Source organism: Pseudomonas syringae pv. tagetis (assembly GCF_022557255.1).
GTDB classification, from domain to species: domain Bacteria; phylum Pseudomonadota; class Gammaproteobacteria; order Pseudomonadales; family Pseudomonadaceae; genus Aquipseudomonas; species Aquipseudomonas caricapapayae.
Map to the genome: position 1 here is coordinate 1,514,378 of NZ_CP092923.1, position 17,593 is coordinate 1,531,970.

Here is a 17,593-nt window from a genome sequence, read left to right on the forward strand (position 1 = left end):
CTACAGGCTTCCCCTCGAAATGATGGACATCAAAGAAATTCGCGAATACCTGCCTCACCGTTACCCGTTCCTGCTGGTGGATCGTGTGACCGAGCTGGATGTCGAGAACAAGAACATTCGCGCCTACAAGAATGTCAGCGTCAACGAGCCTTTTTTCAACGGTCATTTCCCCGAGCATCCCATCATGCCGGGCGTCCTGATCATCGAAGCGATGGCGCAGGCTGCGGGTATTCTTGCGTTCAAGATGCTTGATGCGAAACCATCCGACGGTACACTTTATTATTTCGTGGGTTCGGACAAGCTGCGCTTCCGTCACCCGGTTCTGCCGGGCGACCAGTTGGTTCTTGAAGCGAAGTTCCTGAGCTGCAAGCGTCAGATCTGGAAGTTCGAATGCAAGGCTACAGTTGATGGCAAGGCAGTGTGCTCTGCCGAGATCATCTGTGCGGAACGTAAACTATGAGTTTGATTGACCCTCGCGCAATCATCGATCCGACGGCCATCCTGGCCGACAACGTTGAGGTCGGCCCTTGGTCGATCGTCGGAGCCGGTGTGGAAATTGGCGAGGGTACAGTCGTCGGTCCCCATGTTGTCCTCAAGGGGCCAACCAGGATCGGCAAGCACAATCGCATCTACCAGTTCTCGTCGGTAGGTGAAGACACGCCTGATCTGAAATACAAGGGCGAGGAAACCCGCCTTGTCATCGGCGATCACAACGTGATCCGGGAAGGGGTGACCATTCATCGCGGGACGGTTCAGGACCGTGCCGAAACCACGCTGGGCGACCACAACCTGATCATGGCCTACGCCCATATCGGGCATGACAGCGTGATCGGCAACCACGTGATCCTGGTCAACAATACCGCGCTGGCGGGTCATGTTCATGTCGATGACTGGGCTATCCTGTCCGGCTTCACCCTTGTGCATCAGTTCTGCCACATCGGTGCTCACAGCTTCTCCGGCATGGGTACGGCGATCGGCAAGGATGTCCCGGCGTTCGTGACGGTCTTCGGCAACCCGGCCGAAGCGCGCAGCATGAACTTCGAAGGCATGCGCCGTCGCGGCTTCTCCGAAGAAGCCATTCATGCGCTGCGCAGAGCCTACAAGACGGTTTATCGTCAGGGGCTGACCATCGCCCAGGCACTGTCCGATCTGGCCGAGCCTGCGGCTCGGTTCCCGGAAGTAGCCGTATTCCTGCAGTCCATCCAGACGTCGACTCGCGGCATCATTCGCTAATCATGACCAAGCCATTATGTATTGCCCTGGTCGCTGGTGAAGCATCCGGCGATATCCTCGGATCCGGTCTGATGCGGGCCCTCAAGTTACGCCACCCCGATGTGCGCTTCATCGGCGTGGGTGGCCCGCTGATGGAAGCTGAAGGCATGCAGTCTTATTTTCCGATGGAGCGCTTGTCGGTAATGGGACTGGTCGAGGTTCTCGGTCGGTTGCGTGAGTTGCTGGCGCGACGCAAGTTGCTGGTCCAGACCCTGATCGATGAAAAGCCGGACGTCTTCATCGGTATCGATGCCCCCGATTTCACGCTCAACATCGAACTGCAACTGCGCCGCGCCGGAATCAAGACCGTGCACTATGTCAGCCCTTCAGTCTGGGCCTGGCGTCAGAAGCGTGTGCTGAAGATTCGTGAAGGCTGTGATCTGATGCTGACCTTGTTGCCGTTCGAAGCCCGATTCTATGAAGAGAAGGGCGTGCCGGTGCGTTTTGTCGGTCATCCGTTGGCGGACACCATCCCTCTGGAATCCGATCGTGCCTCTGCGCGCGCAGAGCTGGGCCTCGCCCTTGAAGCGCCTGTCGTCGCCCTGATGCCGGGTAGCCGGGGCGGCGAAGTAGGGCGTCTGGGCGGGTTGTTTTTCGATGCTGCCGAGCTTTTGCTCGCGCAGCGCCCTGGTTTGCGCTTCGTGCTGCCTTGCGCCAGCCCGCAGCGACGGGTTCAGGTAGAGCAACTGTTGCAAGACCGCAATTTGCCGGTCACGCTGCTCGACGGACAGTCACATATCGCGCTGGCAGCTTGCGATGCGGTACTCATCGCCTCCGGTACCGCCACCCTGGAAGCCCTGCTTTACAAACGACCGATGGTGGTCGCCTATCGTCTGGCACCGCTGACCTTCTGGATACTCAAACGAATGGTCAAAAGCCCTTACGTGTCGCTGCCTAATCTGCTGGCCCAGCGCCTACTGGTGCCAGAGTTGCTGCAGGATGATGCCACCCCCGAAGCGCTGGCCCGGACGCTGTTGCCACTGATCGAAGACGGCGGTGCGCAAACCGCTGGTTTCGATGCCATTCACCGTACGCTGCGTCGCGATGCGTCCAATCAGGCCGCCGATGCGGTGTTGAGCCTGCTTGGCCAGTCGCCTTCGTTGTGAGGTCGCCCATCATGCAGCCAGGTCTGGATTTCACCCTCGTCGAGGATCTGGTAGCGGGTGTTGATGAAGTGGGCCGCGGTCCACTGTGCGGCGCGGTTGTAACGGCGGCTGTCATTCTCGACCCTGCCCGGCCTATTCTCGGGCTCAACGATTCGAAAAAACTGACCGAAGCCAGGCGCGAGAAGCTGTACGTCGAAATTCAGGAAAAGGCCCTGTGCTGGTTTATCGCCCGGGCTGAAGTTGAAGAAATCGATCGGTTGAATATCCTGCACGCCACGATGCTGGCCATGAAGCGCGCCGTTGAAGGGCTGAGCATCACGCCGAAGCTTGCCCTGATCGACGGCAACCGCTGCCCTCAGCTGTCCGTACCCTCGGCTCCGGTGGTAAAGGGTGACTCCAAAGTGCCAGCTATCGCAGCCGCATCGATTCTCGCCAAAGTGAGCCGGGATCGGGAAATGGCGGCATTTGAACGCATCTATCCGGGTTATGGCATCGGTGGGCACAAGGGTTATCCTACGCCGGTGCACCTGGAGGCATTGGCCCGACTCGGACCTACGCCCATTCATCGACGCTCCTTTGCGCCAGTGCGTGCGGCCCATGAGGCGCGTTCATCGATAATGATCGGCGGCGCGATGCCGTTTCCAGTCGGCTTATTGCAGGACTGACGTTTCATCCCGGGCCCGTTACAATCCCGCCCTTCGTTTTTGTATTTTCGCGTTTTATAGGATCACCATGCCGGCTTCTTTCGTTCATCTACGCCTGCACACCGAATACTCCCTGGTTGACGGTCTGGTCCGGGTCAAACCGTTGATCAAGGCGCTGACCGGCATGAACATGCCTGCCGTGGCGGTAACCGACCAGAACAACATGTGTTCGCTGGTCAAGTTCTACAAGGCTGCCCAAGGTTCCGGTATCAAGCCGATTTGTGGTGTCGACCTGTGGCTGGCGGGCAGGGATGAAGACGCCGCGCTCAGTCGTATCAGCCTGTTGGCCATGAATGCCCAGGGCTACCGAAACCTGACCGAGCTGATTTCCCGTGGCTTCATTGAGGGCCAGCGCAACGGGCAGATCGTCATCCAGCGCCAATGGGTCGCACAGGCCAGTGAAGGCGTCATTGCGCTTTCCGCGGCCAAGGAAGGCGAAATCGGCATGGCACTGCTCGGTGGCAATCCCGGCGAGGCGGACGAGCTGCTGCGCGAATGGATGGCGGTATTTCCCGACCGTTTCTACCTCGAGGTGCAGCGCACCAATCGCAACAATGACGAAGAGCACCTGCATGCCGCTGTTGCCCTGGCCGAGCGTCACGGTGCGCCGCTGGTAGCGACCAATGACGTGCGTTTCATCAAGCAGGCCGATTTCGAAGCCCACGAGACCCGTGTGTGCATCGGCGAAGGCCGGGCACTGGACGATCCGCGTCGCTCGCACAATTACAGCGATCAGCAATACCTGAAAAGCCCGGAAGAAATGGCCGAGCTGTTCAGCGACCTGCCCGAGGCCCTGGAAAACACCGTCGAAATTGCCAAACGCTGCAACATCGACGTCAAGCTGGGCACTCACTTCCTGCCCAACTTCCCGATTCCCGATGGCATGACCATCGATGAGTATTTCCGCAAGGTCTCGTTCGATGGTCTCGAAGAGCGTCTCGCCGTCCTCTTGCCCAAAGACACGACGGAGGATTACGAAGCCAGGCGGCAGGTGTATGTCGACCGACTGAATTTCGAGCTGGATATCATCATCCAGATGGGGTTCCCCGGTTACTTCCTGATCGTTATGGATTTTATCCAGTGGGCCAAGAGCAACGGCGTGCCGGTAGGTCCGGGCCGTGGTTCGGGTGCCGGTTCGCTGGTCGCCTACGTGCAGAAGATCACCGACCTCGATCCGCTGGAGTACGACCTGCTGTTCGAACGTTTCCTGAACCCGGAGCGGGTCTCCATGCCCGACTTCGACGTCGACTTCTGTATGGACGGCCGTGATCGGGTGATCGAATACGTGGCCGAGAAATACGGTCGCAATGCGGTCAGCCAGATCATCACGTTCGGTTCGATGGCCGCCAAGGCGGTGGTGCGTGATGTCGCGCGGGTGCAAGGCAAGTCTTACGGGCTGGCTGATCGCCTGTCGAAGATGATCCCGTTCGAAGTCGGCATGACCCTCGAAAAGGCCTATGAGCAGGAAGAAATTCTTCGCGACTTCCTCAAGGTTGATGAGGAAGCCGCAGAAATCTGGGAGATGGCGCTCAAGCTTGAAGGCATTGTGCGTAACGTGGGCAAGCACGCCGGTGGTGTGGTTATTGCTCCGACCAAGCTGACGGACTTTGCACCGATCTATTGCGACGAAGCCGGTGACGGTCTGGTGACCCAGTTCGACAAGGACGATGTCGAGGCGGCGGGGCTGGTGAAGTTCGACTTCCTCGGTCTGCGTACCCTGACCATCATCGACTGGGCGCTCAAGACCATCAACCGCGACCGTGCCAAGGTCAACGAAGCGCCGCTGGACATTGCGTTCATTCCGCTCGATGACATGCCGACCTATCAGTTGTTGCAGCGCGCCGAAACCACAGCGGTGTTCCAGCTCGAGTCGCGCGGCATGAAGGAGCTGATCAAAAAGCTCAAGCCCGACTGCCTGGAAGACTTGATCGCATTGGTGGCGCTGTTCCGTCCCGGCCCTCTGCAATCGGGCATGGTGGACGACTTCATCAACCGTAAGCACGGTCGTGCAGAGCTGTCCTACCCGCACGTCGATTACCAGTATGAAGGCCTGAAGCCGGTACTGGCACCGACCTACGGGATCATTCTGTATCAGGAACAGGTGATGCAGATTGCCCAGGTCATGGCCGGTTACACCCTCGGCGGTGCGGACATGCTGCGCCGCGCGATGGGCAAGAAGAAGCCAGAGGAAATGGCCAAGCAGCGCGGCGGTTTCATTGAGGGTTGCAAGACCAACAATATCGAGCCTGACCTGGCGGGTAACATTTTCGACCTGGTGGAGAAATTTGCCGGGTACGGCTTCAACAAGTCCCACTCGGCGGCCTACGGCCTGGTGTCGTACCAGACTGCCTGGTTGAAGACCCACTACCCGGCGCCGTTCATGGCCGCCGTGTTGTCGGCGGACATGCACAACACCGACAAGGTCGTGACCTTGATCGAAGAAGTGCGCACGATGAAGCTGCGCCTCGATGCGCCGGACGTGAACACATCGGAGTTCAAGTTCACGGTAAGCGATGACGGCCGGATTCTTTATGGGCTGGGTGCCATCAAAGGGGTGGGCGAGGGCCCGGTCGAGGCGATTACCGATGCGCGTCAGAACGGGCCGTTCAAGGATCTGTTCGATTTCTGCGCCCGCGTCGATCTCAAGCGGGTCAACAAGCGTACGCTGGATGGCCTGATTCGTAGTGGCGCACTGGATCGTCTCGGACCTTATTTCGAGCTGGAGCCCAAGGCCTATCAGGCCAATATCGACCGTAACCGGTCGGTACTGCTTGCGGCACTGGAGGAGGCCATTCAGGCGGCAGAACAAACCGCACGCAGTCACGACAGTGGGCACGCCGATCTGTTTGGCGGCCTGTTCGTCGAAGCGGATGCCGATGTCTACGCCAATCATCGCAAGACCCGCGAGCTGAGCCTGAAGGATCGTCTGCGCGGTGAAAAGGAAACCCTTGGCCTCTATCTGACCGGTCACCCTATCGACGAGTACGAAGGCGAGATTCGTCGTTTCGCTCGTCAGCGGATCATCGACCTCAAGCCCGCCAGAGACACCCAGACGGTCGCCGGCCTGATCATCGCCTTGCGCGTGATGAAGAACAAGAAGGGCGACAAGATGGGGTTCATTACCCTGGACGACCGCTCTGCACGCATCGAAGCGTCTCTGTTTGCCGAAGCATTTCATTCGGCTCAGTCGCTGCTGCAGACCGATGCTATGGTAGTGGTCGAGGGCGAAGTCAGTAATGACGACTTCTCCGGAGGGCTGCGATTGCGCGCCAAGCGCGTCATGAGCATCGAGGACGCCCGTACCAACCTGGCCGAAAGCCTGCGCGTGACGGTGCGCGCCGAAGCGCTCAAGGGCGACCGGCTACGCTGGCTGGGTGATCTGTGCAAGCGCCATCGCGGTGCCTGCCCGATCACGGTGGACTACACGGGGCAGGATGCCCGTGCCTTGCTGCAATTGGGAGAAGCATGGCGGATTGATCCCGCAGACAGCTTGATTCAAGCTCTGCGTGACCAGTTCGGACGTGAGAACGTCTTTCTCCAGTATCGTTGAACGCCGCAGGCTCGACTTGCGCTCAACCCTGAATTTTAATTTCGACCTGACCGCGCCTGTTCCGAACAGGAAAGGCGCAGACGGATCAACCGGCCGGCCTCTTGGCCGTCGACCCAAGACGGATGCCTATGAACCCGAATTTTCTTGATTTCGAACAGCCTATCGCTGACTTGCAGGCCAAAATCGAAGAACTGCGCTTGGTGGGTAACGACAACTCGCTGAACATCGGCGACGAGATCTCCCGGCTGCAAGACAAGAGCAAGACGCTTACCGAAAGCATCTTTGGCAACCTGACCAGTTGGCAGATCGCGCGCATGGCACGCCATCCGCGTCGTCCCTACACGCTGGACTACATCGAAAACATCTTTACCGAGTTCGATGAGCTGCACGGTGATCGCCACTTCTCCGATGACGCGGCAATCGTCGGCGGCATTGCCCGTCTTGACGGTCAGCCAGTCATGGTTATCGGTCACCAGAAAGGTCGTGAAGTGCGCGAGAAGGTTCGCCGCAACTTCGGCATGCCGCGCCCGGAGGGTTATCGCAAGGCCTGCCGTCTGATGGAAATGGCCGAGCGCTTCAAGATGCCGATCCTGACCTTCATCGACACGCCAGGTGCCTATCCGGGTATCGACGCGGAAGAGCGCAACCAGAGCGAAGCGATTGCCTGGAACCTGCGCGTAATGGCTCGTCTTAAAACCCCGATCATCGCCACTGTTATTGGTGAGGGTGGCTCCGGCGGCGCACTGGCCATTGGCGTCTGCGACCAGTTGAACATGCTGCAATACTCGACGTACGCGGTGATTTCTCCAGAAGGCTGCGCGTCGATTCTGTGGAAAACCGCCGAGAAGGCACCTGATGCTGCTGAGGCTATGGGTATCACTGCCGATCGCCTGAAAGGCCTGGGCATCGTCGATAAGGTCATCGCTGAGCCGCTGGGCGGTGCGCATCGCGACCCGGTTGCCGCCGCCGCTCTGATCCGTGAAGAGCTGAGCAGCCAATTGGCGATGCTCAAGGAACTCGATAACGAAGCGCTGCTGGCTCGTCGCTATGACCGTCTGATGAGCTACGGTCTTTAAGCTTCGCTGCCCCGATTGTTTCCACGTCCTGCGGGCTTCCGCCCGAAGGACGTGGGAGCGAACCTGTTCGCGAAAAGGCTGGTTTGAGCACTGAAGCCTTCAGTGTGCGAACTCGCCAGGTCGGTGAAAAACAGCCATGACCACCCCCTCACACACCGGTCATGATCTTTCTGCCAGGCTTCTTCAGGTCTTGGCCCCATGGCGCAATGCGCCTGCCTGGCATGTCGGTTTCTCCGGCGGCCTCGACTCGACCGTGCTTTTGCATCTTCTGGCTGAACTCGCCAGCCGCGAAACCCTGCCTGCGCTCAAAGCAGTCCATGTGCACCACGGTCTGCAGCCCGTTGCCGATGCCTGGCCAGAGCATTGTCAGCAGGTTTGCAAGACGCTTGGGGTGGCATTCGAGTCTGTTCGTGTTCAGGTCGAGCCCGGCCCGAGTGTCGAGCAGGCTGCCCGGCAGGCGCGCTACCTCGCGTTCAGCGAGCGGCTGGAGGATGGAGAGGTCCTGCTGACCGGGCAGCATCGCGATGATCAGGCCGAGACCCTGTTGTTCCGTTTGCTGCGAGGCGCAGGTGTGCGCGGTCTGGCTGCCATGCCCGAGCAGCGAATTCTGGGGCGTGGGCATCTGGTGCGACCGTTGCTGACAATGTCTCGTACCGAGCTTGAAGGCTACGCGCATCAGCACGGCCTGAAGTGGGTTGAGGATCCCAGTAACAGTAATCAGCAGTTCTCGCGCAACTTTCTGCGCAGTGAGGTGCTGCCACTGTTGACCTCCAGATGGCCACAGGCGGCTGCCAGTCTGGCGCGGACGGCAGGTCATCTCGGTGAAGCGCAGCAACTGCTGGACGAGCTTGCGGTGCAGGATCTGGTCCGTGCCCAGGTCTCCACGCCATTTGTCTGGCTGGACTTGCCGGTGCTGGGCCTGGGGCCGCTGACCGGACTGTCCGCAGCACGCCAGCGCAATGCACTGCGCCACTGGCTTGCGCCCCTTACGCGGATGCCGGACACCGATCACTGGGCCGGCTGGGAAGCATTGCGCGATGCGACGCATGACGCCCGTCCACTGTGGCGGCTTGCCGATGGCGAACTGCACAGAGCGCAGGACTGCATCTGGTGGGTGCCCGCTGGCTGGGGGGCGGTCTGTGATGACGTAACAGACTGGTTCGAGCCTCAAGTGTCGCTGCACCTGCCGGGTAACGGTCGGGTGCTCATCGAAGGTCAGGCACCGTCGGGCTGCCTGCAAATCCGCTACCGGCAGGGCGGTGAAACGATGTACCTCAGCGGACGTGGCAATCGCGATCTCAAACGCCTGCTCAACGAACAGGCAGTGCCGGTATTTCTGCGCGGCAGATTGCCGCTGCTGTACCTCGATAACATTCTGTTGGCCGTCGCCAACCTGCCTGGACTGGACGGTTCGCCCAATGAAAACTGGCGTTTGCGCTGGGTTGCGCCGACCGGCGACCAAAGTTTGAGCTGAAAGGCCCTTTCAGGTAGACTACGCTCCCTTCTTGATACAACTTCTGTTGGTTCTTTTGAAACAACGCAAGTTGCCGGTTACCAACCAGTGTTTACTGGGTAATTCTTAAAATGTAGCGCACACCACACTGGCTTCGGCCGGTCGGTTTCAACGCAGCAGTTTCGGGAGTGCACCGTGAATTTTGTCGGTAATCGGGGGCTTCGGCCTTCCTTCGCTATCCCCGGCGGCTCTGACCGCTTTAACGCAGACTTCTAGGGTTTTTCATGACGCGCTACATCTTCGTCACGGGCGGTGTTGTTTCTTCATTGGGGAAAGGCATTGCCTCGGCTTCATTGGCGGCCATCCTGGAGGCGCGGGGACTCAAGGTCACCATGCTCAAACTGGATCCCTACATCAACGTGGACCCAGGCACCATGAGCCCGTTCCAGCACGGTGAAGTGTTCGTCACTCACGACGGCGCCGAGACCGACCTGGACCTTGGTCACTACGAGCGGTTCATCCGCACCACCATGACCCAGAACAACAACTTCACCACCGGCCGTGTGTACGAACACGTCCTGCGCAAAGAGCGCCGTGGTGATTATCTGGGGGCGACCATTCAGGTCATCCCGCACATTACCGACGAAATCAAGCGCCGCATCATCAAGGGTGCAGGCGATGCCGACGTGGCGCTGGTCGAGATCGGCGGTACGGTGGGTGACATCGAGTCGCAACCCTTCCTTGAAGCCATCCGCCAGTTGCGTTTCGAAGTCGGCGCACGCCGCGCGATGCTGATGCACCTGACGCTGGTGCCGTACATCGCCACCGCTGGCGAGACCAAGACCAAGCCGACTCAGCATTCGGTAAAGGAACTGCGCTCCATCGGCCTGCAGCCTGATGTGCTGGTCTGCCGTTCCGACCATCCGATCGACGTCTCCTCGCGCCGCAAGATCGCTCAGTTCACCAACGTCGAAGAGCGAGCGGTTATCGCCCTGGAAGACGCAGACACCATCTACAAGATCCCGGGCATTCTGCACTCGCAGGGTCTGGACGATTTCGTGGTCGAGCGTTTCGGTCTCCAGTGTGGCGGTGCCGACCTGTCCGAATGGGACAAGGTCGTCGACGCCAAGCTCAACCCGGAGCACGAAGTGACCATCGCGATGGTCGGCAAGTACATGGAACTGCTCGACGCCTACAAGTCGTTGATCGAAGCCATGAGCCACGCCGGTATCACCAATCGCACCAAGGTCAACCTGCGTTACATCGACTCTGAAGATATCGAAAACCAGGGCACCGGCCTGCTTGAAGGCGTGGATGCGATCCTGGTTCCGGGCGGCTTCGGTCTGCGTGGCGTCGAAGGCAAGATCACTGCCGTTCAGTTCGCTCGCGAGAACAAGGTTCCCTACCTGGGCATCTGCCTGGGTATGCAGGTCGCCGTCATCGAGTTCGCTCGTAACGTGCTGGGCTGGAAAGACGCCAACTCCACCGAATTCGACCGTACCAGCGCGCACGCCGTGGTGGGTCTGATCACCGAGTGGGAAGATGCCACTGGCGCAGTCGAAACCCGTACCGAAAGCTCCGATCTGGGCGGCACCATGCGTCTGGGCGCGCAGGAGTGCCAGCTTGAAGCCGGCTCGCTGGTGCACGATTGCTACAGCAAGGATGTGATTGTCGAGCGCCATCGTCATCGTTACGAGGTGAACAACAACCTGTTGCCGCAACTGATCGAGGCTGGCCTGAAGATTTCCGGTCGCTCCGGTGACGGTGCGCTGGTTGAAGTGGTTGAAGCCCCGGATCATCCATGGTTCGTGGCCTGCCAGTTCCACCCCGAGTTCACCTCTACGCCCCGTGACGGTCACCCGCTGTTCAGCGGTTTCGTCAAGGCGGCACTGGCACAACATCAGAAAAACTCCTGACAGGGACTTCAGACATGGCTCAGAAAATCATCCGTGTAGGTTCGATCGAGATCGCCAACGACAAGCCAATGGTGCTGTTCGGCGGCATGAACGTGCTTGAATCCCGTGATATGGCCATGCAGGTCTGCGAAGAATACGTGAGGGTTACCGAAAAGCTCGGTATCCCTTATGTGTTCAAGGCCAGCTTCGACAAAGCCAACCGCTCTTCGGTAAATTCCTACCGTGGTCCAGGCCTTGAAGAGGGCATGCGTATTTTCGAAGAGATCAAACGCACCTTCAATGTGCCGTTGATCACTGATGTCCACGAGCCTCATCAGGCTGCCGTGGTCGCCGAAGTCTGCGACATCATCCAGTTGCCGGCCTTTCTGTCGCGTCAGACCGATCTGGTCGTTGCGATGGCGAAGACCGGCGCAGTCATCAACATCAAGAAAGCCCAGTTCCTCGCGCCTCAGGAAATGAAACATATCCTGACCAAGTGCGAAGAGGCCGGTAATGATCAGTTGATCCTCTGCGAGCGCGGTTCCAGCTTCGGTTACAACAACCTGGTCGTGGACATGCTCGGCTTCGGCATCATGAAGCAGTTCGAGTACCCGATATTGTTCGACGTGACCCACGCCCTGCAAATGCCGGGCGGTCGTTCCGATTCTGCCGGTGGTCGTCGTGCCCAGGTTCTTGATCTGGCCAAAGCCGGTATCAGCCAGAATCTGGCCGGTCTGTTCCTTGAGGCGCATCCGGACCCTGACAACGCCAAATGCGACGGCCCGTGTGCCTTGCGTCTGGACAAGCTGGAACCGTTCCTGGCTCAGCTCAAGTCACTGGATGAACTTGTAAAAAGTTTTCCGATCGTAGAGACCGCTTGAACAGGGTTCTCCGGTAAAGTGCCGTTCCCCGTCATTCGTGACGGGGTTGTCGCATTCGGACCTGCCCTTTTCTGCGTCTGACTGCGAGCATTGTTTTCCCAGCTGCGTCGTTTTCGTCAATCTTGGAGTGTTTACAACAATGGCAAAAATCGTCGACATCAAAGGTCGTGAAGTTCTCGACTCCCGTGGCAATCCCACCGTGGAAGCAGATGTGCTCCTCGATAACGGCATCATCGGCAGCGCCTGCGCGCCGTCCGGTGCTTCAACCGGCTCGCGCGAAGCGCTGGAGCTGCGTGATGGCGACAAGAGCCGTTACATGGGCAAGGGCGTTCTGAAGGCTGTAGCCAACATCAACGGGCCTATCCGTGATCTGCTTCTGGGCAAGGACCCGGTTGACCAGAAGGCGCTGGATCACGCGATGATCAAGCTGGACGGCACCGAGAACAAGGCAAGTCTGGGCGCAAACGCAATCCTCGCGGTCTCCCTGGCGGCTGCCAAGGCGGCGGCACAGGATCAGGATCTGCCGTTGTACGCGCACATCGCCAACCTCAATGGCACTCCGGGCGTGTACTCCATGCCGGTTCCGATGATGAACATCATCAACGGTGGCGAGCATGCCGATAACAACATCGACATCCAGGAATTCATGATCCAGCCTGTCGGCGCCAAAACCTTTGCTGAAGGCCTGCGCTGGGGCACCGAGATTTTTCATCACCTCAAGGCAGTGCTCAAGGCGCGTGGCCTGAACACCGCTGTCGGCGACGAAGGCGGTTTCGCGCCTAACCTGGCGTCCAACAAAGAAGCGCTCGACGCTATTGCCGAAGCCGTCGCCAATGCGGGCTACACGCTGGGCACTGATGTGACCCTGGCGCTGGACTGCGCAGCCAGCGAGTTCTACAAGAACGGCAAGTACAAACTCAGCGAAGAGGGCGAGTACAGCTCCGCCGAGTTTGCCGAATACCTTGCCGAGCTGACGCGCAAGCACCCGATCATTTCCATTGAAGACGGTCTGGACGAGTCCGATTGGGATGGCTGGAAAGTTCTCACCGACAAGATCGGCGAGAAAGTCCAGCTAGTCGGTGACGACCTGTTCGTGACCAACACCAAGATCCTGAAAGAAGGCATCGACAAGAATATCGCTAACTCGATTCTGATCAAGTTCAATCAGATCGGCTCCCTGACCGAAACGCTGGAAGCCATTCAGATGGCCAAAGCTGCCGGTTACACTGCGATCATCTCTCACCGTTCCGGCGAAACCGAAGACTCGACCATTGCCGACCTGGCTGTGGGCACGTCTGCCGGTCAGATCAAAACCGGTTCACTGTGCCGCTCCGATCGCGTTTCCAAGTACAACCAACTGCTGCGCATCGAGGAGCAATTGGGCTCCAAGGCTGTGTATCGTGGGCGTGCCGAGTTTCGCGGCTAAGCCATAGATGGTAAAAAGACGCAGAGCGCTGCATGGCGTCGAGTTCGCTGACTCGCCTGTGCAGCTCCGATGCTGACGCTCCGCGGTAATCTGGAGTGATTGAGCCTGGCTTATGTCAGGCTCAATGCCCTCAGTCATTTGTTGTTTACGTTGGCTCTGCTGTCTTTTTTACTGGGTGCCCGATATTTCAATGCGCAGTCCTAACTGGTTGTTCCTCGTCCTGCTTCTGTTGCTGGCTGGCTTGCAGTACCGCCTATGGGTCGGTAACGGAAGCCTTGCGCAAGTGGCCAGCCTGACTCAGCAGATTGCCGACCAGCATGCTGAAAATCAGGTGTTGCTGGAGCGCAACCGCGTGCTTGATGCCGAGGTCATGGAATTGAAAAAAGGTCTTGAAACCGTCGAAGAGCGTGCCCGACACGAACTGGGTATGGTCAAGGACGGCGAAACCCTTTACCAGCTCGCGCAATAATCAAGTTGGTGCAATGAAAGACATTCTTCCTGCCTTCTGGGCAGTGATACCTGCGGCGGGCATCGGTGCTCGTATGGCAGCCGACCGTCCCAAGCAGTACCTGCAACTGGGCGGCCTGACAATTCTCGAACACAGCCTGCTTTGCTTTCTCGATCATCCGCGGCTCAAGGGCCTGGTGATCAGTCTGGCTGTGGATGACCCATACTGGGCGGCGTTGCCCTGTGCGCACGATACCCGCATTCAGCGCGTGGATGGTGGCAGCGAGCGCTCAGGCTCGGTGCTTAACGCGCTTCTGCATTTGCATGCACAGGGTGCCAGTGACAATGACTGGGTGCTGGTTCATGACGCTGCGCGTCCGAATCTGGCGCGCAGCGATCTGGATAATCTGCTTGGCGAGCTGGCTGACGATCCTGTCGGTGGCCTGCTGGCCGTACCCGCTCGGGATACCCTCAAGCGGGCCGACAGCAATGGTCGGGTGCTTGAGACGGTAGACCGTAGCCTGATCTGGCAAGCATTCACGCCGCAGATGTTTCGTCTTGGTGCGTTGCATCGCGCGCTGGCTGACAGTCTGGTATCCAATGTCCGCATCACCGATGAGGCATCAGCCATCGAGTGGGCAGGGCAGTCGCCACGCTTGATCGAGGGGCGTTCCGATAACATCAAGATCACTCGCCCCGAGGACCTGGAGTGGTTGCGCCAGCGCCGCACCGAGTTTGGCCGCTAGGCTACTGACGGTACTCATCCCGCATCGCCAGCCCTTCTTTCAGATAGTCCACCAGCTTGCGCACCTTGGGTGACAGGTGCCTTTGCTGCGGATAGAGCGCCCAGACGGCCGTATTGGGCGGTTGATGCGCCTCCAGCAACGAAACCAGCGTTCCGTCGTTGAGGTGTTTCTGCACGTAATAGTCCGGCAACTGACACAGGCCAACGCCGTGCAGCGCGGCGTCGAGCACTGCCTGGCCGCTGTTGCAACGCCAGTTACCTTGCACACGCTGTGAAAACTCACGCCCGTTCTGCTGCAGTTGCCAGGTATCGCTGCCCCCGACCAGGCAGTTATGGCGGTTCAATTCCGACAGGCTGTGCGGTCGTCCGTAGCGCTCGATGTAGGAGGGCGCGGCGCACAGGTACATTTGCCGAGGTGCGAGGCGGGTTGCGACCAGACGCGAGTCTTGCAACCGGCCCAGGCGAATGGCCAGATCCATGCCTTCATGAACCAGATCGAGCGTGTCATTGCTGAGTTCGATGTCTACCCGCAGGTGCGGGTAGACATCCATGAAACGCGTGACCAACGGTGTGATGAAGCGCTCGCCATAAGCCACAGCGCAGGTCATGCGCAACAGCCCTTTCGGCTCGCTGGCCAGATCGCCCACGGCGCGCAAGGCCTCTTCCCGGCCGTCCTGCAGGCGCTGGCAGTGATGCAAAAATGTCTGGCCGGCCTCGGTCAGCGTGACCTTGCGCGTACTGCGATACAGCAAACGGGTTTGCAGGCGTTCCTCAAGTCGCACGATCTGCCGGCTGACATGCGATGAAGACACGCCAAGCCGTCGCGCCGCTGCGGTGAATTGACCACATTCAGCGACTGCAACGAATTCGTCCAGACCTTCCCAGCGATTGATGTACATCGATTATCCCTGTACAGCATTAATGTTTTGCTTTTAGCCGTATTACTCGCTAATTGGCACTGTACTACACTGCAAACCTGTTTTTACCCGTCGGAGAAGATTGATGATCAAGTCGCGCGCTGCTGTCGCTTTTGAAGCCAAAAAGCCATTGGAGATCGTTGAAGTCGATGTCGCCATGCCCAAGGCCGGAGAAGTGCTGCTCAGAGTAGTGGCCTCCGGCGTCTGCCATACCGATGCCTACACACTTTCCGGTGCTGACCCCGAAGGTATTTTCCCGTCCATCCTCGGCCACGAAGGCGGTGCGATTGTCGAAGCAGTGGGTGAAGGAGTGACTTCGGTGGTCGTCGGTGATCACGTTATTCCGCTTTACACTCCGGAATGCCGCCAGTGCAAGTTCTGCCGCTCGGGCAAGACCAACCTGTGCCAGTCGATTCGTGCAACCCAGGGCAAGGGGCTGATGCCCGATGGGACAACGCGCTTTTCCTACAAGGGCGAGCCGATTTTCCACTACATGGGTACGTCGACGTTTTCTGAATACACCGTGCTGCCTGAAATTTCGGTGGCCAAAATCGACAAGCAGGCACCGCTGGAAAAAGTCTGCTTGCTGGGCTGCGGCGTAACTACCGGTATCGGCGCAGTGCTCAATACTGCCAAGGTCAAGCCGGGCGATACTGTGGCGATCTTCGGTCTGGGCGGCATTGGTCTGTCTGCCGTGATCGGTGCGGTCAAAGCAAAGGCGGCCCGAATCATCGCCATCGACATCAACCCGGCCAAGTTCGAGATCGCCAGACAGCTGGGCGCGACCGATTGCGTCAACCCGAAGGATTTCGACCGCCCGATTCAGGAAGTCATCGTCGACATGACCGATGGCGGCGTGGACTTCTCGTTTGAGTGCATCGGCAATGTGCAACTGATGCGTGCAGCGCTTGAATCCTGCCACAAGGGCTGGGGCGAGTCGGTCATCATCGGCGTGGCCGGAGCCGGTCAGGAGATTTCCACCCGTCCGTTCCAACTGGTGACCGGACGCGTCTGGCGCGGTTCGGCGTTTGGCGGCGTGCGTGGCCGCACTGAACTGCCAAGCTATGTCGACATGGCGCAGACCGGTGAAATCCCGCTGGATACGTTCATCACCCATACCATGGGCCTGGAAGACATCAACAAGGCGTTCGACCTGATGCATGAAGGCAAAAGCATCCGCACCGTCATTCATTTTTGAGGAGCAGTGGCAAGCGGCAAGCACGAAGATCTGTTAGATGCTTGTAGCTTGCCGCTTGCAACTGGGGGAAACGACATGCCTTTGGAAAATATTTCCTGTCAGAAAAGCTTCGGCGGCTGGCACAAGCGTTACAAGCACCATTCTCAAGTACTGGGTTGTGACATGGTGTTTGCGGTCTATCTGCCGCTCCAGGCAGAGCAGGGCAGCAAGCTCCCGGTGCTGTACTGGTTGTCCGGTCTGACCTGCACCGACGAGAACTTCATGCAGAAGGCCGCAGCTCACCGGCTTGCGGCCGAACTGGGCATTATTATCGTGGCACCTGACACCAGCCCGCGCGGTGCTGACGTAGCAGACGACCCTGAAGGTGCCTGGGACTTCGGTCAAGGGGCGGGCTTCTATCTCAATGCCACCGAACAGCCGTATGCACGGCATTACCAGATGCATGATTACGTCGTCAGGGAGCTGCCAGCCCTTATCGAAGAGCACTTCCCGGCGTCAGAGGCGCGCAGTATCAGCGGGCACTCGATGGGCGGACATGGGGCTCTGGTCTGCGCACTGCGCAATCCCGGTCGCTACAGGTCGGTGTCGGCGTTCTCGCCGATCAGCAATCCGATTGACTGCCCGTGGGGGCAAAAAGCGTTTTCCCGTTATCTGGGTGAAGACCGTTCGCGCTGGCGCGAGTGGGATGCCAGTGTGTTGATTGCGCAAGCGTCGGAAAAGCTGCCGACATTGGTTGATCAAGGGGATCGTGACGATTTTCTGGTCAACCAGCTCAAGCCCGAAGCACTGGTTCAGGCCGCCAAGGCGGCGGACTATCCGCTGACTCTGCGGATGCAGCCAGGTTACGACCATAGCTATTTCTTCATCGCCAGCTTCATCGAAGACCATCTCAGGCATCACGCTGAAGCCTTGAACAGCTAACG

General features: G+C 58.9%; 15 protein-coding genes. 14 read left to right on the forward strand and 1 reads right to left on the reverse strand.

Annotated elements, in window-relative coordinates:
- The first annotated feature begins 19 nt into the window (after positions 1 to 19).
- The 12 genes from fabZ (at position 20) to ispD (ending at position 14,556) form a co-directional block, all read left to right on the forward strand.
- The gene (gene fabZ / locus MME58_RS06775; protein WP_054986431.1) at positions 20 to 460 is read left to right on the forward strand and encodes a 3-hydroxyacyl-ACP dehydratase FabZ; all 441 of its coding nucleotides are present in this window, start codon (positions 20 to 22) and stop codon (positions 458 to 460) included.
- Complete coding sequence (gene lpxA, locus MME58_RS06780) at positions 457 to 1,233, forward strand: acyl-ACP--UDP-N-acetylglucosamine O-acyltransferase (RefSeq protein ID WP_054986430.1); 777 nt, start codon at positions 457 to 459, stop codon at positions 1,231 to 1,233. Before fabZ ends, lpxA begins: the two co-directional genes overlap by 4 nt.
- A gap of 2 nt (positions 1,234 to 1,235) precedes the next feature.
- A complete protein-coding gene (gene lpxB / locus MME58_RS06785) occupies positions 1,236 to 2,378 on the forward strand; it encodes a lipid-A-disaccharide synthase (protein ID WP_055006844.1) in 1,143 nt (380 codons plus the stop codon).
- A gap of 11 nt (positions 2,379 to 2,389) precedes the next feature.
- A complete protein-coding gene (gene rnhB / locus MME58_RS06790) occupies positions 2,390 to 3,043 on the forward strand; it encodes a ribonuclease HII (RefSeq protein WP_055006845.1) in 654 nt (217 codons plus the stop codon).
- Between the two features lie 67 nt (positions 3,044 to 3,110).
- Positions 3,111 to 6,632 carry a DNA polymerase III subunit alpha gene (gene dnaE, locus MME58_RS06795; protein WP_055006846.1) on the forward strand — a complete coding sequence of 1,174 codons (3,522 nt, stop codon included), beginning with the start codon at positions 3,111 to 3,113 and terminating at the stop codon, positions 6,630 to 6,632.
- Between the two features lie 128 nt (positions 6,633 to 6,760).
- Entirely contained in the window at positions 6,761 to 7,708 is a 948-nt protein-coding gene (accA, locus tag MME58_RS06800; RefSeq protein WP_054986426.1) for an acetyl-CoA carboxylase carboxyl transferase subunit alpha, read from the forward strand.
- Positions 7,709 to 7,844: 136 nt separating this feature from the next.
- Positions 7,845 to 9,182: a tRNA lysidine(34) synthetase TilS gene (gene tilS / locus MME58_RS06805; RefSeq protein WP_055006847.1), complete on the forward strand. Its 1,338-nt coding sequence runs from the start codon at positions 7,845 to 7,847 to the stop codon at positions 9,180 to 9,182.
- Between the two features lie 263 nt (positions 9,183 to 9,445).
- Positions 9,446 to 11,077: a CTP synthase gene (locus tag MME58_RS06810; RefSeq protein ID WP_032616036.1), complete on the forward strand. Its 1,632-nt coding sequence runs from the start codon at positions 9,446 to 9,448 to the stop codon at positions 11,075 to 11,077.
- A 14-nt stretch (positions 11,078 to 11,091) separates the two neighbouring features.
- Entirely contained in the window at positions 11,092 to 11,937 is an 846-nt protein-coding gene (kdsA, locus tag MME58_RS06815) for a 3-deoxy-8-phosphooctulonate synthase (RefSeq protein ID WP_054986424.1), read from the forward strand.
- Positions 11,938 to 12,076: 139 nt separating this feature from the next.
- A complete protein-coding gene (gene eno, locus MME58_RS06820) occupies positions 12,077 to 13,363 on the forward strand; it encodes a phosphopyruvate hydratase (RefSeq protein ID WP_055006848.1) in 1,287 nt (428 codons plus the stop codon).
- A 190-nt stretch (positions 13,364 to 13,553) separates the two neighbouring features.
- Positions 13,554 to 13,832, forward strand: coding sequence for a cell division protein FtsB (ftsB, locus tag MME58_RS06825; RefSeq protein WP_003314315.1), 279 nt, complete (start codon positions 13,554 to 13,556; stop codon positions 13,830 to 13,832).
- A 13-nt stretch (positions 13,833 to 13,845) separates the two neighbouring features.
- Positions 13,846 to 14,556, forward strand: a complete 711-nt coding sequence (gene ispD, locus MME58_RS06830; RefSeq protein ID WP_055006849.1) for a 2-C-methyl-D-erythritol 4-phosphate cytidylyltransferase — start codon at positions 13,846 to 13,848, stop codon at positions 14,554 to 14,556.
- Position 14,557: 1 nt separating this feature from the next.
- Here ispD and MME58_RS06835 read toward each other — a convergent pair whose 3' ends face one another.
- Entirely contained in the window at positions 14,558 to 15,448 is an 891-nt protein-coding gene (locus MME58_RS06835; protein ID WP_199727365.1) for a LysR family transcriptional regulator, read from the reverse strand.
- Positions 15,449 to 15,557: 109 nt separating this feature from the next.
- Here MME58_RS06835 and MME58_RS06840 point away from each other — a divergent pair, with 109 nt between their 5' ends.
- Both MME58_RS06840 and fghA read left to right on the forward strand, forming a co-directional pair.
- Positions 15,558 to 16,670 carry an S-(hydroxymethyl)glutathione dehydrogenase/class III alcohol dehydrogenase gene (locus MME58_RS06840; RefSeq protein ID WP_054986420.1) on the forward strand — a complete coding sequence of 371 codons (1,113 nt, stop codon included), beginning with the start codon at positions 15,558 to 15,560 and terminating at the stop codon, positions 16,668 to 16,670.
- 75 nt (positions 16,671 to 16,745) lie between these two features.
- Positions 16,746 to 17,591 (forward strand): S-formylglutathione hydrolase, encoded by an 846-nt coding sequence (fghA, locus tag MME58_RS06845; RefSeq protein ID WP_055006851.1) that lies wholly within the window; start codon positions 16,746 to 16,748, stop codon positions 17,589 to 17,591.
- The last annotated feature ends 2 nt before the right edge of the window (positions 17,592 to 17,593 follow it).

What these genes read in the sequence shown, in the direction of transcription:
- fabZ (WP_054986431.1), top strand. Translation starts at nt 20, where the DNA reads ATGATGGACATCAAAGAAATTCGCGAATACCTGCCTCACCGTTACCCG.
- lpxA (WP_054986430.1), top strand. Translation starts at nt 457, where the DNA reads ATGAGTTTGATTGACCCTCGCGCAATCATCGATCCGACGGCCATCCTG.
- lpxB (WP_055006844.1), top strand. Translation starts at nt 1,236, where the DNA reads ATGACCAAGCCATTATGTATTGCCCTGGTCGCTGGTGAAGCATCCGGC.
- rnhB (WP_055006845.1), top strand. Translation starts at nt 2,390, where the DNA reads ATGCAGCCAGGTCTGGATTTCACCCTCGTCGAGGATCTGGTAGCGGGT.
- dnaE (WP_055006846.1), top strand. Translation starts at nt 3,111, where the DNA reads ATGCCGGCTTCTTTCGTTCATCTACGCCTGCACACCGAATACTCCCTG.
- accA (WP_054986426.1), top strand. Translation starts at nt 6,761, where the DNA reads ATGAACCCGAATTTTCTTGATTTCGAACAGCCTATCGCTGACTTGCAG.
- tilS (WP_055006847.1), top strand. Translation starts at nt 7,845, where the DNA reads ATGACCACCCCCTCACACACCGGTCATGATCTTTCTGCCAGGCTTCTT.
- MME58_RS06810 (WP_032616036.1), top strand. Translation starts at nt 9,446, where the DNA reads ATGACGCGCTACATCTTCGTCACGGGCGGTGTTGTTTCTTCATTGGGG.
- kdsA (WP_054986424.1), top strand. Translation starts at nt 11,092, where the DNA reads ATGGCTCAGAAAATCATCCGTGTAGGTTCGATCGAGATCGCCAACGAC.
- eno (WP_055006848.1), top strand. Translation starts at nt 12,077, where the DNA reads ATGGCAAAAATCGTCGACATCAAAGGTCGTGAAGTTCTCGACTCCCGT.
- ftsB (WP_003314315.1), top strand. Translation starts at nt 13,554, where the DNA reads ATGCGCAGTCCTAACTGGTTGTTCCTCGTCCTGCTTCTGTTGCTGGCT.
- ispD (WP_055006849.1), top strand. Translation starts at nt 13,846, where the DNA reads ATGAAAGACATTCTTCCTGCCTTCTGGGCAGTGATACCTGCGGCGGGC.
- MME58_RS06840 (WP_054986420.1), top strand. Translation starts at nt 15,558, where the DNA reads ATGATCAAGTCGCGCGCTGCTGTCGCTTTTGAAGCCAAAAAGCCATTG.
- fghA (WP_055006851.1), top strand. Translation starts at nt 16,746, where the DNA reads ATGCCTTTGGAAAATATTTCCTGTCAGAAAAGCTTCGGCGGCTGGCAC.